This window comes from Pseudomonas sp. GL93 (assembly GCF_003408955.1).
Lineage (GTDB): Bacteria > Pseudomonadota > Gammaproteobacteria > Pseudomonadales > Pseudomonadaceae > Aquipseudomonas > Aquipseudomonas paracarnis.
Genome location: NZ_NKRF01000082.1, coordinates 56,722 through 73,410 on the forward strand (window position 1 = coordinate 56,722; position 16,689 = coordinate 73,410).

A 16,689-nucleotide genomic window follows, 5' to 3' on the forward strand; every position below is an offset into this window, starting at 1 on the left:
CGGGCGTACTATTTCCTGGCAACCATCGAACGCTACTTTTTGGCGATGATCACCGAACGATTTTTATCCAAGCAATAGCGACAGCTAAAAGCCAAGGTCGCAAGGTGTAATTAGCAGACGCTTACAGCGTAACCTAATGCCTCTCGTCTTATTCAGGCGGGCGGCTTAGATACAAAAATTTAGATCCGCCTATGCAGGCGAGCGTTGCCTGTCCATTTCAATATCGGGAGATGAAGCGTGAGTCGTAGCAAAAAAATGTTGGGCTGTGCATTTGTTATTGCAGTGGTGGCAGGGGCGCTCTGGGGGGCATGGAAATTTTCATCACCCTCGGTTCAACCCTTTGCTTCGCTAAGACCGCAAGGCGGTCAAGGATCTCAGGACTTGACGGTGCGTTTTCTGGGGGCTGGCACATTGAGCTTCGATGATGGGGAGACAGCAATCATGGAGGACGGTTTTTTCTCACGGCCCAGTATTTTTTCGGTGCTACTGACGCCTATACAGCCTAATGAGCAGCGCATCGATGCGAGTTTGCGCAGCGCTGGCATTTCCAAGCTTGCAGCGATATTCGTCGCGCACTCGCATTACGACCATGTTCTGGACAGTGGCTTGGTGGCTCTCAAAACAGGCGCTACCGTATTGGGTACAAAATCGACTGCCAACGCCGTTCTGGGTGCCGGATTACCTCCTGAGCGTATCAAGGTAATCAATGACGGAGATTCTTTTTTGTTTGGTCAATTTCAGATCAAAGCCTTCGAGACCCCGCATTCACCACATCCCACCTCACCAGGCTTCATAGATCATCCGCTGCACACCCCTGTCCCGGAGGGGGATTTCAAAGTTGGCGAAAACTTCTCATACCTGATCACTCATGGCAGCCGCCGTCTTCTGGTGATCGCCAGTGGTAATTACAGTCCAGGCAAGTTCAAGGATGTCAGGGCAGATGTGGTGTTTCTCGGCATCGGAACTTTAGGTAAACAAACCCCGGAGTTTGTCGCTCAATATTGGCAAGAGACGGTTGTCCAGACGGGCGCTAAAATCGTGATCCCGATCCATTGGGATAATTTTTTTGAGCCCTTGGACCAACCGTTGACCGCTATGCCGCGCATACTGGACGCTTTCGATCAGAGCATGGCTATGTTGCTCCCCCTGGCACAGCGGGACGCTGTGAAGGTGCAACTGCCTGTCGCTTTCGCCCCTATCGATCTAGATGCCTGGTAGCCATCGAATAGGCCCGCCACACGGTTGGCCTACGGAAGCCACCGCCAAATTATGCGAACGCAAGGACCTGATTTTCCGGGAGAAATACGGGGGTCTATGGCGTCCAAAAAATAGCCCTATGTAATCGGCCTTGTGCCGGTTGCAGGCAGCAGTAATCAGCCAATTCCCGCTCTTCGTGAAGAAATGCTTTGGGCCGATAGTTGCCTTTCTTGCCGTTGTGTCGAGGGCCAAATTAGGGAGTGGGTGAAGCGACGGCGGCGATGCTAACTCCACTCTTAGAAACCCGTAGATTAACGTCTACGGGTTTTTTTATTGCCTGGGATTTGGCCGCACCCCCAACGCTCCGTGAAACTGAACCAAACAAATGATGTCCGATTGCTATCGGCCAAGGACGAGGTCCGCCAAGCGCGCATTGGGTCTACGCTCATTAAAGCCTCACGCGACCTCAACATGCCGGTTTAGCCGCGCGCTTATCCTGCCAGCGCACGATAACGCCCGCACTCATCAAAGCTGACAGAGTGACTCATGAAACAAAAAATTCTTCTTGTAGCCGTGTGTGCTGCACTCATCCAAGGCTGTGCCGCCCCTTCCAAAAGCCATGAAGAATCACCTTCAATGCCTACCACCTCAGCAGTTGTAGCCCAGCCAACCTTATCCGCTTACGACTGGAACCTGGTCTCGGCAACGGATGCGTCGGGCAAGCCTCTCGTGGCGATGAACAAAGGCATCGAGCGCAAGTTGCGTGTTGCCTTTGGTGACAACAACCTGAACATCAGCGGTGGCTGCAATCGGCAGTTTGGCGGCTATCACTATCAGGACGGGGTTCTGAAGGTGCAGCCACTGGCCTCTACGCTTATGGCCTGTGACAAGAGCCTGATGGACCTTGACGCTCAAGTAGGGCGGCTGTTCAAGGGCGATCTGCGCGCTGTCATCACCGGCGATAACATGGCGCCGATGCTGCAACTGACGACAGCGGATGGCTCGGTGCTCAAACTGCAAGGCGAGGCCACCCCGCAGACCCGTTACGGTAGCGAGGGTGAGGTCAAGTTTCTGGAAGTGGCGGCCAAGACGGTCAAGTGCAGCCATCCTTTGATCCCGGACTATCAGTGCCTGCAAGTGCGCGAGCGTCGCTATGACGACGCGGGCCTGCAACTGGCGACCCAAGACACCTGGCATCCGCTATACCAGCCCATCGAAGGCTTCGTGCATCATGACGGCGTGCGCACTGTGTTGCGGGTCAAGCAATACGAATGGAAGAATCCGCCAGCGGATGCGCCTTCGACAGTCTACGTGTTGGATATGGTGGTCGAGCAGGACGCTTCTGGGGCCAAGTAAACGAGACCAAAGCAAGCCGGTATCGACTAGCTCGATTCCAACTCGGCCTGTGCTCAACCCCGTAGATTCGCGTCTACGGGGTTTTTATTGCCTGCGATTTATCGCATTGCACAGAGGGAGGCTAACGTTTCAGTCCCATGCATGCATCGTAGGAATTCTTGCTTCTTTCAAGATTATTCAATAATTCCTGGCGACGATCGCCTTTCGGTGAAAACACATCGAAGCCTGACATAGCCAGGCTTCTCTCCACATGTGCAATCTCGTCCTTGTAGGGCAAGCAGCGTTTATCTGCTGCCACCAAAGCTTTATAGGTCTGTACTTCGGACTGGGAGCTGAGCGCCGTCTGGCTCGCGGAAATGAGCTGTTTTTCTGCCTCATTGAACCGCACTTCCTTTTTGGCGAGGTCTATTTCAGTCTGTCGCAAGGAGTCGGCGAGTTGCTTGCTGTCCAAGCGGGCAGCATCCAGATCCTTTCTCACTTGCGCCAACGAGTCGGTTAAATGCCTTACATCGCTACGCAACTGGCCGCGGTCTTCAACAACAGTAAATGCGTAGATCGCCAGCGTGATAAAAGCAGCAAACCATGTTCCGTCCTTGAGCAGGCCCCAACGCGAAGGCCTGACTGAATCGGTGGGGTGACTTTTGAGGTGGCGCATATCAAGTTCTCTGGTGGGCCCATTAAACAGGTTGAAGTTGGGCAATGTCTGAGGTGTTACCGGGGCAGCTTGTTTTCGCTCTTTTTTTCGCAAGCCCCACCGCCGTCGTAATCGCCGCTCTAGCCTGAGGGCTGTTCTTCCAGCATGTGGACCCCAATGCCGCTGATGCTTGCGCCAGAATATCCTCGACCTGCGATTTGCCAAGTTCCTCCATCGACTCAATACCCATCTGTTCCAAGCGAGTAATGACGGTAGGACCCACGCCCTTGAGCGCGAGCAAAGCCGTTCTTTCTTCCAATGAAAATGGCACGCGTAAATCCCTTTTTGAGTTTATGAAAGTGCGCTCGACCTGGCCGGCGTTCGCACGGCCTCTGAGCGGATGATACGTTGCTCGTTCACTTCACTCACCTATCTGCCAATCTATTTCTGCGCCGCCGCCAGCAGTTCGCACATTTTCCATCTGCGCCAGGCGTTCGGTCGCTGACAGCCAGCGACGCGGCTCAACCACTGACCAGCCGAGAACCGCCGTTGCAAAGTGTATGCCTCCATCCAACCCCAGCTGTACGGGGCGCAGCGCGCCGTAACCCACTACTGTCGCAGGCACATCACCACCGCTTGGATGCCGCGCCATGATCATGTCTACCAGCCTGTTATCAGCTTTCGTGCTGTTCGCTTTTGTCTCTTCGATCACCCCAGGGCCCAACAACACCATGTTGCTGGCCTCAGGCGTGAATTTCGGCTTTCGTCGTTCGATGCCTCATGCGCTGGGGATCAGCATTGGCTTCATGCTGTTGGTGATTTGTGTGGGGCTGGGCTTGGGCGAGGTGTTCAAGCTGTTTCCGTGGGCCTACACGCTGTTGCGTTATGTCGGCGCCGCGTATTTGTTGTATCTGGCGTGGAAGATTGCCAATGCGGGCGGTATGTCTGACAACCCGGATGAACACGGCAAGCCGATGACCTTCCTCGGTGCGGCGGCCTTCCAGTGGGTCAACCCCAAGGCGTGGATCATGGCGCTGGGGGCGATCACTACCTACACGCCGGCCGAGGGTTATGTCACCAATGTACTGGTGATCGCCCTGGTATTTGCGGTGGTCAACTTGCCGAGTGTGTGCGTGTGGGTGGGGTGTGGCAGCGGCTTGCGCAACTTGCTGCGTGAGCCGCGCTGGTTACGGATGTTCAACTGGTCCATGGCCGGGCTGTTGGTGCTGTCGCTGTATCCGATGCTGTTTGTGGGCTGAGGTGGCGTATGACTGTCAGGCCGTCATCGCAGGCAAGCCAGCTCCCACATTTAGATCTCGGGGCGTCAGGTAGATAGGCGTCGGGTATCAGGTCGTCACGGGAGCAAGCTCCCTCGCCACAGGGGCGGTAGCGCGGGCTTAGACCGGCGAGATGGTCGCCAACATGCCGATGCCAATGGTCAATACCAAAAAGCCGAACAGGAAAATTGCCATCTTGGTCATAAGGCCTCCGAGGGGAAGGGGGCGACAGGAATGTCGGGATGGGGCTATTGTCCGCTTCAAGCGGATTTCAATACAGGCGCAGATTGAAAAGAAAAAACCGTATCAGATGATCGCGCAGCGCCTGGGCCGTGGCTTTTCAAGCGAACAGTTTTTATCAAGATCAGCGCCGTGGCCTCTGCCAGCCGTGAGCGTCACCTGAGACAGGCACTGCATTTGCCCCTAAGATAGCGCCCACTGCACAACAATAAGCGTGGGCCGACCCTCGATGGAAAGACGCCAGTTCAGCGGTGGCATGCAAGGCAAGAACCTGCGCTACCTCAGTGATAACCCCCAGCAATCAACCTCGGTCACCCGTGTCGGTTTCCTGCTGCTCGAACACTTCTCCTTGCCGGCCTTTACCCAGACCCTCGATACGCTGGTGACCGCCAACCTGTTGCGCCCCGATCTGTTCGCTACGCGCACCTTCGGGTGGGGTGAGGGCGAAGTCATCAGCGACCTGGGCCTGGTCATTCGCCCAGATGCGAACCTGATGCTGGCGAGCTTGCAGGACTTGGACCTGTTGGTGATCTGCGGTGGCTTTCGCACCGAACTCAAGGCCAGCGAGCCGTTTATCCAATGGCTGCGCAGTGCTGGCGAGGCAGGCGTGCGCCTCGCCGGTTTGTGGAACGGTTCCTGGTTCCTCGGGCGTGCGGGGCTGTTGCAGGGTTACCGCTGCGCCATCCATCCCGAGCATCGCCCGGCACTGGCCGAAGTGTCCAAGGCGGCGCAGGTCACCAGCGAACCCTATGTGATCGACCGTGATCGGCTTACCGCATCAAGCCCCTCGGGGGCTTTCCATATGGCCCTGGACTGGATCAAGAGCCTGCATGGCAAAGCCTTGGTCGAAGGCATCGAAGATATCCTGGCGTTCGAAGAGCCGCGCTACCGCCGCATCAAACCCACCGAAAACATGTGTGTCAGCGCGCCACTGCGCGAGGTGGTGAAGCTGATGGACGCCAACCTCGAAGAGCCCCTGGAACTCGATCAACTCGCCGTCTACGCCGGCCGTTCCCGCCGCCAGTTGGAGCGCCTGTTCAAAGAACAGCTGGGCACCACGCCGCAACGCTACTACATGGAACTGCGCGTCACTGAGGCGCGACGCCTGTTGCAGCACACCGAGTTATCCCAGGTGGATGTGCTGGTGGCGTGCGGGTTTGTCTCGCCGAGCCATTTCAGCAAATGCTACAGCGCGTATTTCGGCTATCGCCCCTCCAAGGAGAAGCGGCTGGTCAAGTAACCTGGCGGGTGTAGAAAGATTTTCACAAGGAGTGGCAATGGACATCACGCTTTTGGATCGTTATCGCGGCAGCCTACTTGGGCTGGCGTGTGGCGACGCTGTAGGGACGACAGTTGAATTCATGCCCCGTGGCAGCTTTTCTCCGGTGACGGATATGCTAGGCGGCGGACCGTTTAGCCTTAAGCCTGGCCAATGGACTGACGACACTTCCATGGCACTGTGTCTGGCCGAAAGCCTGTTGCGCAAAGGCGGTTTTGACGCGATTGACCAGATGGGACGTTATCTGAATTGGTGGAAGTGGGGTTACTTGAGTTCTACCGGAGAGTGCTTTGATATCGGCATGACGGTTCGCGAAGCGTTGGAGCAATTTCAGCTAAGTGGCAACGCTTTTGCGGGCTCAACGCATCCGTATTCGGCCGGCAATGGTTCAATGATGCGCCTCGCACCTGTCGTGTTGTTTTACTTTCCAGATCGGGCGGACATCCACCTGTTTGCCGAGCAAAGCTCGCGAACTACTCATGCCGCGCATGAGGCTATCGAGTGTTGTCTGCTGCTGGCCGAGGCTATCAGTAATGCCCTGAGCGGTGTTCCAAAGAAGCAGGTGCTGAGTTTTTCCCACACCGCGCTGTCGGCCCCTAAGGTCAAGGCTATCGCCTCTGGCGATTATCGCGATAAAACCTCTGCTCAAATCGTTGGCTCAGGTTATGCAGTGGCTTCGCTGGAGGCCGCATTCTGGTGTTTCGATCAGACCTCCAACTTTGCTGAGGCGATACTCGCCGCCGCCAACCTTGGGGATGATGCAGACACTACTGCCGCAATCGTTGGGCAACTGGCGGGGGCGTACTACGGCGTCCAGGCTATCCCTGTCGGTTGGTTGAACAAGCTATGGATGCGCGATGAAATCCAAGAAACGGCTGATGCGTTATTCAGCACTTCGCGCCTACCACAGTAAGGTTCAGAAACGATCCAGCCGATAAGGCTGTAGTTCTGGCACCCGCTCACCCGCCGCAAGCTGCCCAACCCTTTCGGCCGTCACCGCCGCTTGTGTCAGCCCTAGATGCTGGTGACCAAATGCAAGCAGCACTTTGCCCTCGCACACCCGGTCAATGATCGGCAGCGAGTCGGGCAGGGAAGGACGAAACCCCATCCAGGGCGTGGCTTCGCTGTCGCTCAAGTCGTGCCGGAACAGCCCTTTGCTCAACCGGTGCAACTGCCAGGCCCGTTGCATATTGGCCGGGCGGTCGAGGCCGGCGAATTCGACCGTGCCGGCCAGACGCAGGCCGCCGGTCATCGGTGTCATGATGAATTTGCGCTCCAGCGAAGTGACCGCGAATGGCAGGCGCTGTTGTTCGTGGGGCAGCATCAGGTGATAGCCACGTTCGGTGTCCAGTGGCACTTGTTTGCCGGTGAGTGCAGCGGTGAGTTTGCCCGAGTGGGCACCGCAGGCGATCAACACGTGCTGCGCTGTCAGTACGCCTTGGTCGGTCATCAGGGAAACGCCACTACCCTCCAGGCGTCCGTCCAGAACGCGTTGCTGGAGAAATTGCACCCCCTCGGCCTTGGCCGCGTTCACCAGTTCGCCAACCACTCTGTACGGGTCCAGAAAGTGTCCGGTAGCGGGAAAGAACAAACCGCCTTGTATCGCGTCGCTCAGTTGCGGCGCAGCCGTGCGTACCGCATCGCCGCTCCAAAAGTGCACGGCGACGCCTTGCTGGGTCATGCGGTGCTGCAATGCATCCAGTGCAGCGCGGAATTCGGCGCGCTCAAACACCAATAGCGAACCGTCTTCGCGCAGCAAGTGCGTTTGCCCAATCGATTGCAGCAAGCGTTGCCACGCGCCCAGGCTGCCTTCGTTCAAGGCGCGAAGGCCCGCCACGGTGCGCTGGTAACGCGCTGGCCGTAGGTTCAGCAACAGGCGGATGAACCAGGGCAGGGCGCGGGGCAGGTAGGTCCAGTCCAGGCGCAGCGGGCCCATGGGGTCCAGGAGCATCGCGGGCAAGCGCTTGAGGATCGACAGGTCGGCGATGGGGAACACCTGCTCCGTTGCCAGGTGGCCGGCGTTGCCGTAGGAGGCGCCCATGCCGGGTGCCTGGGCGTCGACCACGACGACTTGGCGGCCTTGGCGTGCCAGCTGCAAGGCGCAGGCGACGCCGATAATGCCGGCGCCGACTACGACGATGTCTGCTTGATTGGGATCGGCCATGATTACGCTTCTCGCTGGCCGTCGAGCAGGCGCCGCAACCGCAGCGGGTTGTCGTGCTGCAGCGCGGTGGGCAGCAAGGCGCCCGGGAAGTCCTGGTAACACACCGGGCGCAGGAATCGCAGGATCGCCGCCGTGCCCACCGAGGTACTGCGCGCGTCCGAAGTCGCCGGGAAGGGCCCGCCATGCACCATGGCGTCGCACACTTCTACGCCAGTTGGCCAGCCGTTCACCAGCAGGCGCCCAGCCTTGCGCTCCAGCACCGGCAGCAGTGCCCGTGCGTGTGGCAGGTCTGAGTCATCCATCTGCAGGGTGGCGGTGAGTTGACCTTCCAGGTGTTCGGACACCTGACGCATTTGCTCGACATCGCGGCACTGCACCACCAGCGAGGCGGCGCCGAATACTTCGGCTTGCAGGTGTTCATTGTTCAGGAACGCCTCGGCCTGGGTCACGAACAGATGGGCCTGGCCCTGGTTCGGCCCGGTCGCTGGCAAACCCTTGGCGGCGTTGCTGGCGTGCCTGGCCAGGGCGGCCACGCCGGTTTCGTAGGCACTGAAGATGCCCGGTGTGAGCATGGTCTGGGACGGGCAACGCGAGAGCCGCTCACTGGCAGACTGAATAAAGCGGTCCAGAGCGGCGCCTTGCAGGGCGATCATCAGGCCAGGGTTGGTGCAGAACTGGCCGGCGCCTTGGGTCAGCGACGCTACGAACCCTTCGGCCAAGGCTTCGCTCCGAGCTTCAAGCGCAGCAGGAAACAGGTACACCGGGTTGATCGAGCTCATTTCCGCGTACACCGGGATCGGCTCCGGGCGTGCCTGCGCCGCTTGGCACAGGGCAATACCGCCACTGCGCGACCCCGTGAAGCCCACGGCCTTGATGCGCGGGTCGCGCACCAATGCGATACCCAGCTCATTACCTGCGCCGTAGAGCAGTGAAAACACACCCTCCGGCAAGCCGCAGTGCTTAACCGCCTGGGCAATGGCGCGGCCCACCAGTTCGCTGGTGCCGGGGTGCGCGTTATGCGCCTTGACGATCCCCGGGCAACCGGCGGCAAGGGCCGATGCGGTATCGCCGCCCGCCACGGAGAAGGCCAGGGGGAAGTTGCTGGCACCGAACACCGCCACCGGGCCCAGGGGGATATGGCGCTGGCGCAGGTCGGCACGGGGCAGGGGTTGGCGCTGGGGCTGTGCGGTATCGACGCGCACGTCGAGCCATTCGCCCAGGCGCACGGTGCGGGCAAAAGCGCGCAGTTGCCCGCAGGTACGGCCGCGTTCACCTTCAATGCGTGCGCGAGGCAAACCGGTTTCGGCGCAGGCGCGTTCGATCAACTCATCACCCAAGGCTTCGATGTGGGTAGCGATGGTTTCAAGCAACGTGGCGCGATCTGCCAAGGTGGTTTCGCGGTAAGCATCGAACGCAGCCCAGGCCAGTGCGCAAGCCTGTTCGACGTGTTGCTCATCTCCGCCAGCGTAGGCGGGTTCCAGTAGGGCGTTGGTGGCGGGGTTGATCGCCCGGATCGCATCGCGATGGCCGCAAATGGATTGCTGACCGATCAGCATTTTGCCTGTCAGAGTCATGGTGACATCCTGGAAAACAGAGGAGTGTTGTAGGAGCGAGCTTGCTGTGGCGAGCAAGCTTGCTTGCGCTGGGGTGCGAAGCGCCCCTAATAAAAACCGGAGACTGCTGCGCAGTCAGCGGGAGCAAGCTCCCTCGCCACAGCAAGCTCGCTCCTACAAAGAATCAAGCGGCGTTCTGTTCAGCCGACCAGTTGGCATACCACTGGCGGAACAGCGCGTACTGCTGCTCGGCATACCGGCGCTGGGCCGCGCTGAGGCCGTCGGTTTCGTTGAAGTGCAGGGCGTAGCCCTGGTCGCCGTTGAGCACCATCAAATGCTTGTAATACAGCACCAGGTCGCAGCCTTCGTCGAACGACGACAACACCGCCAACGCAGCTTCCAGCTCGCGGGCCTGGCGACGCGCCTTGGCATCGCCCTTGGCGGCTTTTTTGCTCAGCGCCACCAGTTGCAGCACTTCGCGCGGCAGTGCATTGCCGATGCCGGTAATGGCGCCGGTGGCGTTGCAGTTGACGAAGCCGTGTACCACTTGGGTATCGACGCCGACCATCAGGGTCACATCATCATCCTGGGAGGTGATGTTTTCGGCGGCGTAGCGCAGGTCGGCGGCGCCGCCGAACTCCTTGAAGCCGATCAGGTTAGGGTGTTCGCGGCGCAGTTCGAAGAACAGGTCGGCGCGGGTGGCGAAACCATAGTAGGGGCTGTTGTAGATCACCGCCGGCAGGTTGGGGGCGGCGTTGAGGATCGCTGCAAAGTGGGCCTTTTGCGCGGTGACCGAAGCGCCCCGGGACAGCACGCGGGGAATCACCATCAAACCATGGGCGCCGACTTTGGCGGCATGGGCTGCGTGGGATACGGCCTCACGGCTGTTCACCGCACCAGTGCCGACGATGGTCGGCACACCCGCAGCCACCAGGCGCGCCACGCCTTCCTGGCGCTGGGCCTCGGTGAGCAGCGGCCAGTCGCCCATGGAGCCGCAATACACCACGGCACTCATGCCGATGTCGATCAGCTCGCGGCCTTTGGCGACCAGGGCGTCGAAGTCCGGTTGGCGCTCGGCGGTGCAAGGGGTCATCAGGGCGGGCATGCAGCCGGTAAAGATGTTGTCGCTCATGGTGCTAACTCCAGGTTCATTTAAATAAAGGGCTCAAATGCCCCAGGCAAACGGGTCCTGCTCGTCGATCAGCAAAGTGCTGTCGGCGGTCATGTAGGCGCGGCCGGTGATGAATGGGCGTACGTGTTCGCCGTCCCACTCATAGCGGCCCAGGAATTGGCTGCCGGTGATGCTGGCTTGTACCCAGGGTTCTCCTGCGGCCAGTTTTGCGTCGGCGGCCAGGCAGGCGAGCTTGGCGCTGGTGCCGGTGCCGCAGGGGGAGCGGTCATAGGCTTTGCCGGGGCACATCACGAAGTTGCGGCTGTCGGCGTGGGCGTCGTCGGCGAACAATTCGATATGGTCGATCAGCGCACCGCCTGCGCCACGGATGCCTTGGGCTTCGAGGGCCTTGAGCATGGCCCAGGTGTAGTCGGTCAGCGCCTTCACGTTATCCATCTGCAACTCATGGCCGTGGTCCGACACCAGGAAAAACCAGTTACCGCCCCAGGCGATGTCGCCCAGCACCACGCCATGCCCAGGCACTTCAACCGCCACCTGCTTGCGATAGCGGTAAGCAGGCACATTGCGCAGGGTCACGCTGCCGTCTTCGTGCAAGGTGGCCGCGACCGGGCCGACCGGCGTGTCGAGGCTGTGCACGCCCGGTTGGATCAGCCCCAGGTGGTGCAGCGAGGCAACCAGACCGATGGTGCCGTGGCCGCACATGCCGAGGTAGCCGGCGTTGTTGAAGAAGATCACCCCGCAGGTCGCCCCCGGCGTGACTGGCGCGCAGTACAGCGCGCCCACCAGCACATCGTTGCCCCGTGGCTCCAGCAGGCAGGCACGGCGCCATTGATCGTGGTGGGTGCGCAGATGGTCCAGTTGATCGGCTATCGAGGCACCGACCAGTTCGGGAAAGCCGCTCATGACCAGGCGTGTAGGTTCACCGCCGGTGTGTGAGTCAATCACATGCAGCCGTTTCATAAGGTGCTCCATCAGTGGGTAGTCGGGGACAGTGGGGCGCTGTAGTGCGCGTCGCTGACGGCTTCGCTTTCGTCCTCTTCCTGCTCCAGGCGCACCAAGTGGGCGGGTACGCCGGTGGCGGCGCCCCAGTAGTAAATGCCCAGGGCGCAGGCTGCCACCACCAAGGTGTCAAACGGGTGGCTGATCACACCGATACCGCCAAAGCTGCCGAGCTTGGAGAGCAAAATGGTTACGGCGTAGAAGCCGATCAACCAGGCCGAAGAGCGCACTTGCTGCTTGATATTGAGGTGCGCGGTCGGTACCCAGCGTGCACAGAGCAGGTACACCACAAACATCAGGATTTGCAGGCCCAACAGCCACGACACCGTGCTCCAGCCCGACCAGTACACGATCAGCGCGGCGATGATGAACGACAGCGGCCCTAGCACTGCCATGCCCTTTACCCGAAACGGGCGCGCCATGTCGGGTGCATTGCGGCGCAGGGCGGCGACCGTCACCGGGGCGACCGCGTAACTGAGGATCAGGGCGGCAGACACCACGTTAATCAGCGCTTCCCAGGACGGGAACGGCAAGGTCCAGAACACCGACAGGCCAAAGGTCAGCCACAGCGCCGGGCGCGGGATGCCGGACTTTTCATCGATGCGCGTGAAGATCTTGAAGAAGGTGCCGGTCTGCGCCCAGCCATACACCACGCGCGGGGTGGCGTTCATGTAGATATTGCCGCAGCCGCTGGGGGAGATCACTGCATCGGCCACCACCAGGTAGGCCAGCCAGCCCACGCCCAGTGCCAGGGCGATATCGCGATAGGGCAAGGCCAGTTCCTTGCTGATGCCGGCCCAGCCATTGGCGAGCATTTCGGTAGGCACGCCGCCGAGGAACGCGGTTTGCAGCAGCACATAGATGGCGGTGGACAACAGTACCGAGAGGATCAAGGCGATGGGGATGGTGCGCTGTGGGTTCTTCACTTCGCTGGCCACCGAAATGATCGGCGTGAGCCCCAGGTAGGCAAAGATCACGCCGCCTGCCGACACGGCCATCTCGATGCCCGACAAGCCGAACGGCGCGAAGCCATGCACCTGGAAGTTCGCAGGCTTGAAGAAGGTGAACAGCACGCCGATCACCAGCAACGGCACGATGAACTTGAACACGCTCACCAGGTTATTGGCGATGGCAAAGGTTTTCACGCTGCGGTAATTGAGCACAAAGAACAGGCACAGCAAGGCAAATTGCACCAGCCAGCCCAGAGTGGTCGGGTCGCTGGAACCTGCCTTGGTCAGCTCCGGAAACCAGGCTGCGGCGTATTGGCGCGAGGCGACCACTTCAATTGCTACCAGGCTGGAAAAGGCGATCAGCGTGATAAAGCCCATCAAGTAGCCCAGCAGCGGGCCATGGGAGTACACCGGGTAGCGCACCACGCCACCAGCGCGGGGCAGGGCGGCGCCGAGTTCGCAGTAGACAATGCCCAGCAGCAGCACGGCGAAACCACCGAGCAACCAGGAAAAAATCCCCGCCGGGCCTGCGATGGCAGACACGTGGCTGGCAGCGAACAACCAACCCGAACCGAAGATGGCCCCCAACCCGATAAAGGTGAGGTCCATCAGTGACAGCTGTTTCTTGAACTTGCCTTGGCCTGACATAGCGGCGCCTTCTTGTGAGTTATTGGATAGGCATGCAGTGGCGCTATCCTGAACCCATCTGCCAGGCTGACGATTGATGTTTTGCGCAGGCATGGATGACGAATTCAGCACAATTTTCTGCGCTCGACAGCACTCGCCCCATGGCGCAATCTGCTGGCTGTCGACGAATAAAGGGGCTGAGAAAGTCATGTTGCAGAGCGCGTTCGCGAGCCTTTTCCAGGGCAGCCGACCCCACAGCATCGAGCAGCTGTTGAGCGGGGTAGAGCAGTTGCTGCCGATGCTCGATGTACTGCCCAATGCCGCGATTTTCATCAAGGACATCGACGCTCGCTACGTGCTCGCCAACCGCACCCTGGTGCAACGCTGTGGCCTCAAGCACCTGCAACCGCTGCTGGGCAAGACCAGCGCCGAAGTGTTTCCCGCACAATTGGGCCCCGGCTATACCGAGCAGGACCGGCGGGTGCTGAAGCAGGGCCTGGTACTGGAGGATCAACTCGAATTGCACCTCTACGGCACCCGCGAACCGGGCTGGTGCCTGACCCACAAGTGGCCGCTGTACAACCAACTCGGCGCGATCATCGGCCTGGCCGGAATTTCGGTGGACTTGCAGTCTGCCAGCGAAACCCACCCGGCCTATCAGCGCCTGGCGGCGGTGGACGAACACATCCGCAGCCACTTCAACCGCCGTGTCACGCTGGGTGAATTGACCCGCATCGCCGGGATTTCCGTGGCGCAACTGGAGCGCTACTGCAAGCGCGTCTTTCACCTCACCCCCCGGCAAATGATCCAGAAAGTCCGGCTGGAACATGCCCGGCGGTTGTTGCATACCGAGCTGCCGATTACCGAGGTGGCGCTGCAATGCGGGTACACCGACCACAGCGCGTTTACCCGGCAGTTCAAATCTTCAACTGGGTTCACCCCGAGGCAGTACCGGCAAGCGACGGAAGGCGGCAGGCCAGATGAAAGTCTAATGTAGGAGCGAACTTGCTCGCGAAAAACCTCAACGACAACGCGCGCTTTCTGAATGAACGCGGCGCCTGTGAGTTTTTCGCGAGCAAGCTCGCTCCTACAAGGTAAGCGTCCTATTGCAATGCAACGAATAGCGCCCAAGCCCCTCATATGCTTACACCGACCCTTTTCACCACGACAGGTACCGAGCTTATGACCGCGGCGAACAACGACCATGTGAACTGGCTGGTGCAACATTCCATGCTCCACGCAGCGCGGCAGCGGGCCAAGCTTTATTCGGGGCAAGGCCGCCTGTGGCAGCAACCCTATGCACAGACCCGGCCGCGTGACGCTTCAGCCTTGTCGTCGGTGTGGTTCACTGCCTACCCCGCCTCGATTGTCACCCGCGAAGGCGGCACCGTGCTGGAGGCGCTGGGGGACGAAACCTTGTGGCATACCCTGTCCAAGATCGGCATCCAGGGCATTCACAATGGCCCGTTGAAGAAGTCCGGTGGTTTGTCTGGCACCGAGCACACCCCGACCATCGACGGCAATTTCGACCGCATCAGCTTCGACATCGACCCGCAATTGGGCACCGAGGTGCAATTGCAGGCCTTGACGCGCATGGCTGCCGCGCACAACGCGGTGATCATCGACGATGTGATCCCGTCCCACACCGGCAAGGGTGCAGACTTTCGTCTGGCAGAAATGGCCTATGAGGACTATCCCGGCCTGTACCACATGGTCGAAATCCGCGAGGAAGACTGGCCGTTGCTGCCCGACGTGGCCGACGGGCGCGATGCACAAAACCTCAGCCCCTCCCAGGTAGACGCACTGCGCGACAAGCACTACATCGTCGGCCAATTGCAGCGGGTGATTTTCTTCGAGCCTGGCGTCAAAGAAACCGACTGGAGCGCCACCCCGGTTGTGCTCGGCGTGGATGGCAAGCCGCGGCGCTGGGTGTACCTGCATTACTTCAAGGAGGGCCAGCCGTCGCTCAACTGGCTTGACCCTTCGTTTGCTGCGCAGCAGATGATCATTGGTGATGCGCTGCACGCCATTGACGTGATGGGCGCGAAAATCCTCCGCCTGGACGCCAACGGCTTTCTCGGCGTGGAGCGCAAGCTCGACGGCACGGCCTGGTCCGAAAGCCATCCGCTGTCGATCACCGGCAATCAGTTACTCGGCGGCGCCATTCGCAAGGCGGGCGGGTTCAGCTTTCAGGAACTCAACCTCACTGTGGACGACATCGCGTCCATGTCCCACGGCGGCGCTGACCTGTCTTATGACTTCATCACCCGGCCCGCCTACCAGCATGCCTTGCTGATGGGCGACACCGAGTTCCTGCGCCTGATGCTGCGCCAGATGCACAGCCTCGGCATCGACCCCGGCTCGCTGATTCACGCGCTACAGAACCACGATGAACTGACCCTGGAGCTGGTGCACTTCTGGACGCTGCACGCCCATGACAGCTTCCTGTTCCAGGGCCAGACCTTCCCCGGCAACATCCTGCGCGAGCATATCCGCGAGCAGATGTATGAACGACTGACCGGCGAACATGCGCCGTATAACCTCAAGTTCGTGACCAACGGCGTGTCTTGCACCACCGCCAGCATCATCACCGCAGCCCTGGGAATTCGTGACCTGGAGGCGATCACTTCGGCGGATATCCGGCAGATTCGCCAGATCCACTTGCTGCTAGTGATGTACAACGCCATGCAGCCTGGGGTGTTTGCCTTGTCCGGCTGGGACCTGGTGGGCGCGCTGCCGTTGGCGGCCGAAGACGTGGCGCACTTGATGGCCGATGGCGACACTCGCTGGATCCACCGTGGCGCCTATGATCTGGTAGACCTGAACCCCGACGCCGAACTGTCAGCCGGGCAAATGCCGCGCTCCAAAAGCCTGTATGGCAGCCTGAACAGCCAACTGCAGGACCCAGAGTCCTTTGCCTCCCAACTGCAAAAAATCCTCGCCGTGCGCCGCGCCTACGACATCGCCGCCAGCCGCCAGATCCTGGTGCCGGACGTCGAGCATCCAGGCTTGCTGATCATGGTTCATGAGCTACCAGCGGGTAAGGGCACGCAAATCACCGCGCTGAACTTTGGCGCCACGCCGATCACCGAAACCCTGCACCTGCCCAACATCGCCCCGGGGCCGGTGGTGGATATCATCAATGAGCGAGTGGAAGGCGATTTGACCGAGGAGGGCGCGTTCACGATCACGCTGGACGCCTATGAAGGGCTGGCGTTGCGGGTGGTGAGCAGCACGCCGATGTAAAGGCGACGAAACGATAACTGTGGCGAGGGAGCTTG

General features: G+C 60.1%; 15 protein-coding genes. 8 read left to right on the top strand and 7 right to left on the bottom strand.

Annotation, left to right across the window (positions count from 1 at the left end):
* Positions 1 to 237: 237 nt before the first annotated feature.
* Both CER19_RS18220 and CER19_RS18225 read left to right on the top strand, forming a co-directional pair.
* Entirely contained in the window at positions 238 to 1,218 is a 981-nt protein-coding gene (locus CER19_RS18220) for an MBL fold metallo-hydrolase (protein WP_218568480.1), read from the top strand.
* A 615-nt stretch (positions 1,219 to 1,833) separates the two neighbouring features.
* On the top strand, positions 1,834 to 2,553 hold the full coding sequence (locus CER19_RS18225; protein ID WP_256660485.1) for an META and DUF4377 domain-containing protein: 720 nt from the start codon (positions 1,834 to 1,836) through the stop codon (positions 2,551 to 2,553).
* A gap of 121 nt (positions 2,554 to 2,674) precedes the next feature.
* Here the strand turns inward: CER19_RS18225 and CER19_RS18230 are convergent, their stop codons facing one another.
* Positions 2,675 to 3,208, bottom strand: coding sequence for a hypothetical protein (locus CER19_RS18230; protein WP_116667436.1), 534 nt, complete (start codon positions 3,206 to 3,208; stop codon positions 2,675 to 2,677).
* Positions 3,209 to 3,230: 22 nt separating this feature from the next.
* A complete protein-coding gene (locus tag CER19_RS18235; protein WP_116667437.1) occupies positions 3,231 to 3,518 on the bottom strand; it encodes a helix-hairpin-helix domain-containing protein in 288 nt (95 codons plus the stop codon).
* 319 nt (positions 3,519 to 3,837) lie between these two features.
* On the opposite strand from CER19_RS18235, the gene CER19_RS18240 reads away from it, so the two are divergent.
* The 4 genes from CER19_RS18240 to CER19_RS18250 all read left to right on the top strand — a co-directional run bounded on the left by CER19_RS18240 (position 3,838) and on the right by CER19_RS18250 (position 6,896).
* Complete coding sequence (locus CER19_RS18240; protein WP_034127532.1) at positions 3,838 to 4,446, top strand: LysE family translocator; 609 nt, start codon at positions 3,838 to 3,840, stop codon at positions 4,444 to 4,446.
* 151 nt (positions 4,447 to 4,597) lie between these two features.
* Positions 4,598 to 4,867: a hypothetical protein gene (locus CER19_RS28810; RefSeq protein ID WP_165861645.1), complete on the top strand. Its 270-nt coding sequence runs from the start codon at positions 4,598 to 4,600 to the stop codon at positions 4,865 to 4,867.
* 93 nt (positions 4,868 to 4,960) lie between these two features.
* Positions 4,961 to 5,944: a GlxA family transcriptional regulator gene (locus tag CER19_RS18245; protein ID WP_116667438.1), complete on the top strand. Its 984-nt coding sequence runs from the start codon at positions 4,961 to 4,963 to the stop codon at positions 5,942 to 5,944.
* A 37-nt stretch (positions 5,945 to 5,981) separates the two neighbouring features.
* Positions 5,982 to 6,896 carry an ADP-ribosylglycohydrolase family protein gene (locus tag CER19_RS18250; RefSeq protein WP_116667439.1) on the top strand — a complete coding sequence of 305 codons (915 nt, stop codon included), beginning with the start codon at positions 5,982 to 5,984 and terminating at the stop codon, positions 6,894 to 6,896.
* Positions 6,897 to 6,899: 3 nt separating this feature from the next.
* On the opposite strand, the gene CER19_RS18255 is transcribed toward CER19_RS18250, so the two are convergent.
* The 5 genes from CER19_RS18255 to CER19_RS18275 form a co-directional block, all read right to left on the bottom strand.
* Positions 6,900 to 8,147, bottom strand: coding sequence for an FAD-binding oxidoreductase (locus CER19_RS18255; protein ID WP_116667440.1), 1,248 nt, complete (start codon positions 8,145 to 8,147; stop codon positions 6,900 to 6,902).
* A 2-nt stretch (positions 8,148 to 8,149) separates the two neighbouring features.
* Positions 8,150 to 9,721 carry an aldehyde dehydrogenase (NADP(+)) gene (locus CER19_RS18260; protein ID WP_116667441.1) on the bottom strand — a complete coding sequence of 524 codons (1,572 nt, stop codon included), beginning with the start codon at positions 9,719 to 9,721 and terminating at the stop codon, positions 8,150 to 8,152.
* A gap of 163 nt (positions 9,722 to 9,884) precedes the next feature.
* Positions 9,885 to 10,832 carry a dihydrodipicolinate synthase family protein gene (locus tag CER19_RS18265; RefSeq protein ID WP_032897145.1) on the bottom strand — a complete coding sequence of 316 codons (948 nt, stop codon included), beginning with the start codon at positions 10,830 to 10,832 and terminating at the stop codon, positions 9,885 to 9,887.
* A gap of 33 nt (positions 10,833 to 10,865) precedes the next feature.
* A complete protein-coding gene (locus CER19_RS18270; protein WP_116667442.1) occupies positions 10,866 to 11,792 on the bottom strand; it encodes a 4-hydroxyproline epimerase in 927 nt (308 codons plus the stop codon).
* Positions 11,793 to 11,803: 11 nt separating this feature from the next.
* Positions 11,804 to 13,429: an APC family permease gene (locus CER19_RS18275; protein WP_116667443.1), complete on the bottom strand. Its 1,626-nt coding sequence runs from the start codon at positions 13,427 to 13,429 to the stop codon at positions 11,804 to 11,806.
* A gap of 187 nt (positions 13,430 to 13,616) precedes the next feature.
* On the opposite strand from CER19_RS18275, the gene CER19_RS18280 reads away from it, so the two are divergent.
* Positions 13,617 to 14,405 carry an AraC family transcriptional regulator gene (locus CER19_RS18280; protein WP_116667444.1) on the top strand — a complete coding sequence of 263 codons (789 nt, stop codon included), beginning with the start codon at positions 13,617 to 13,619 and terminating at the stop codon, positions 14,403 to 14,405.
* Positions 14,406 to 14,590: 185 nt separating this feature from the next.
* On the top strand, positions 14,591 to 16,654 hold the full coding sequence (gene treS, locus CER19_RS18285; protein WP_116667445.1) for a maltose alpha-D-glucosyltransferase: 2,064 nt from the start codon (positions 14,591 to 14,593) through the stop codon (positions 16,652 to 16,654).
* Positions 16,655 to 16,689: the final 35 nt, after the last annotated feature.

Bases quoted from the DNA above. Each gene is read 5' to 3' on its own strand.
- CER19_RS18225 (WP_256660485.1), top strand. From the start codon at position 1,834: ATGCCTACCACCTCAGCAGTTGTAGCCCAGCCAACCTTATCCGCTTAC.
- treS (WP_116667445.1), top strand. From the start codon at position 14,591: ATGACCGCGGCGAACAACGACCATGTGAACTGGCTGGTGCAACATTCC.
- CER19_RS18230 (WP_116667436.1), bottom strand. From the start codon at position 3,208: ATGCGCCACCTCAAAAGTCACCCCACCGATTCAGTCAGGCCTTCGCGT.
- CER19_RS18280 (WP_116667444.1), top strand. From the start codon at position 13,617: ATGTTGCAGAGCGCGTTCGCGAGCCTTTTCCAGGGCAGCCGACCCCAC.
- CER19_RS18240 (WP_034127532.1), top strand. From the start codon at position 3,838: ATGATCATGTCTACCAGCCTGTTATCAGCTTTCGTGCTGTTCGCTTTT.
- CER19_RS18270 (WP_116667442.1), bottom strand. From the start codon at position 11,792: ATGAAACGGCTGCATGTGATTGACTCACACACCGGCGGTGAACCTACA.
- CER19_RS18275 (WP_116667443.1), bottom strand. From the start codon at position 13,429: ATGTCAGGCCAAGGCAAGTTCAAGAAACAGCTGTCACTGATGGACCTC.
- CER19_RS18260 (WP_116667441.1), bottom strand. From the start codon at position 9,721: ATGACTCTGACAGGCAAAATGCTGATCGGTCAGCAATCCATTTGCGGC.
- CER19_RS28810 (WP_165861645.1), top strand. From the start codon at position 4,598: ATGGTCGCCAACATGCCGATGCCAATGGTCAATACCAAAAAGCCGAAC.
- CER19_RS18250 (WP_116667439.1), top strand. From the start codon at position 5,982: ATGGACATCACGCTTTTGGATCGTTATCGCGGCAGCCTACTTGGGCTG.
- CER19_RS18265 (WP_032897145.1), bottom strand. From the start codon at position 10,832: ATGAGCGACAACATCTTTACCGGCTGCATGCCCGCCCTGATGACCCCT.
- CER19_RS18255 (WP_116667440.1), bottom strand. From the start codon at position 8,147: ATGGCCGATCCCAATCAAGCAGACATCGTCGTAGTCGGCGCCGGCATT.
- CER19_RS18245 (WP_116667438.1), top strand. From the start codon at position 4,961: ATGCAAGGCAAGAACCTGCGCTACCTCAGTGATAACCCCCAGCAATCA.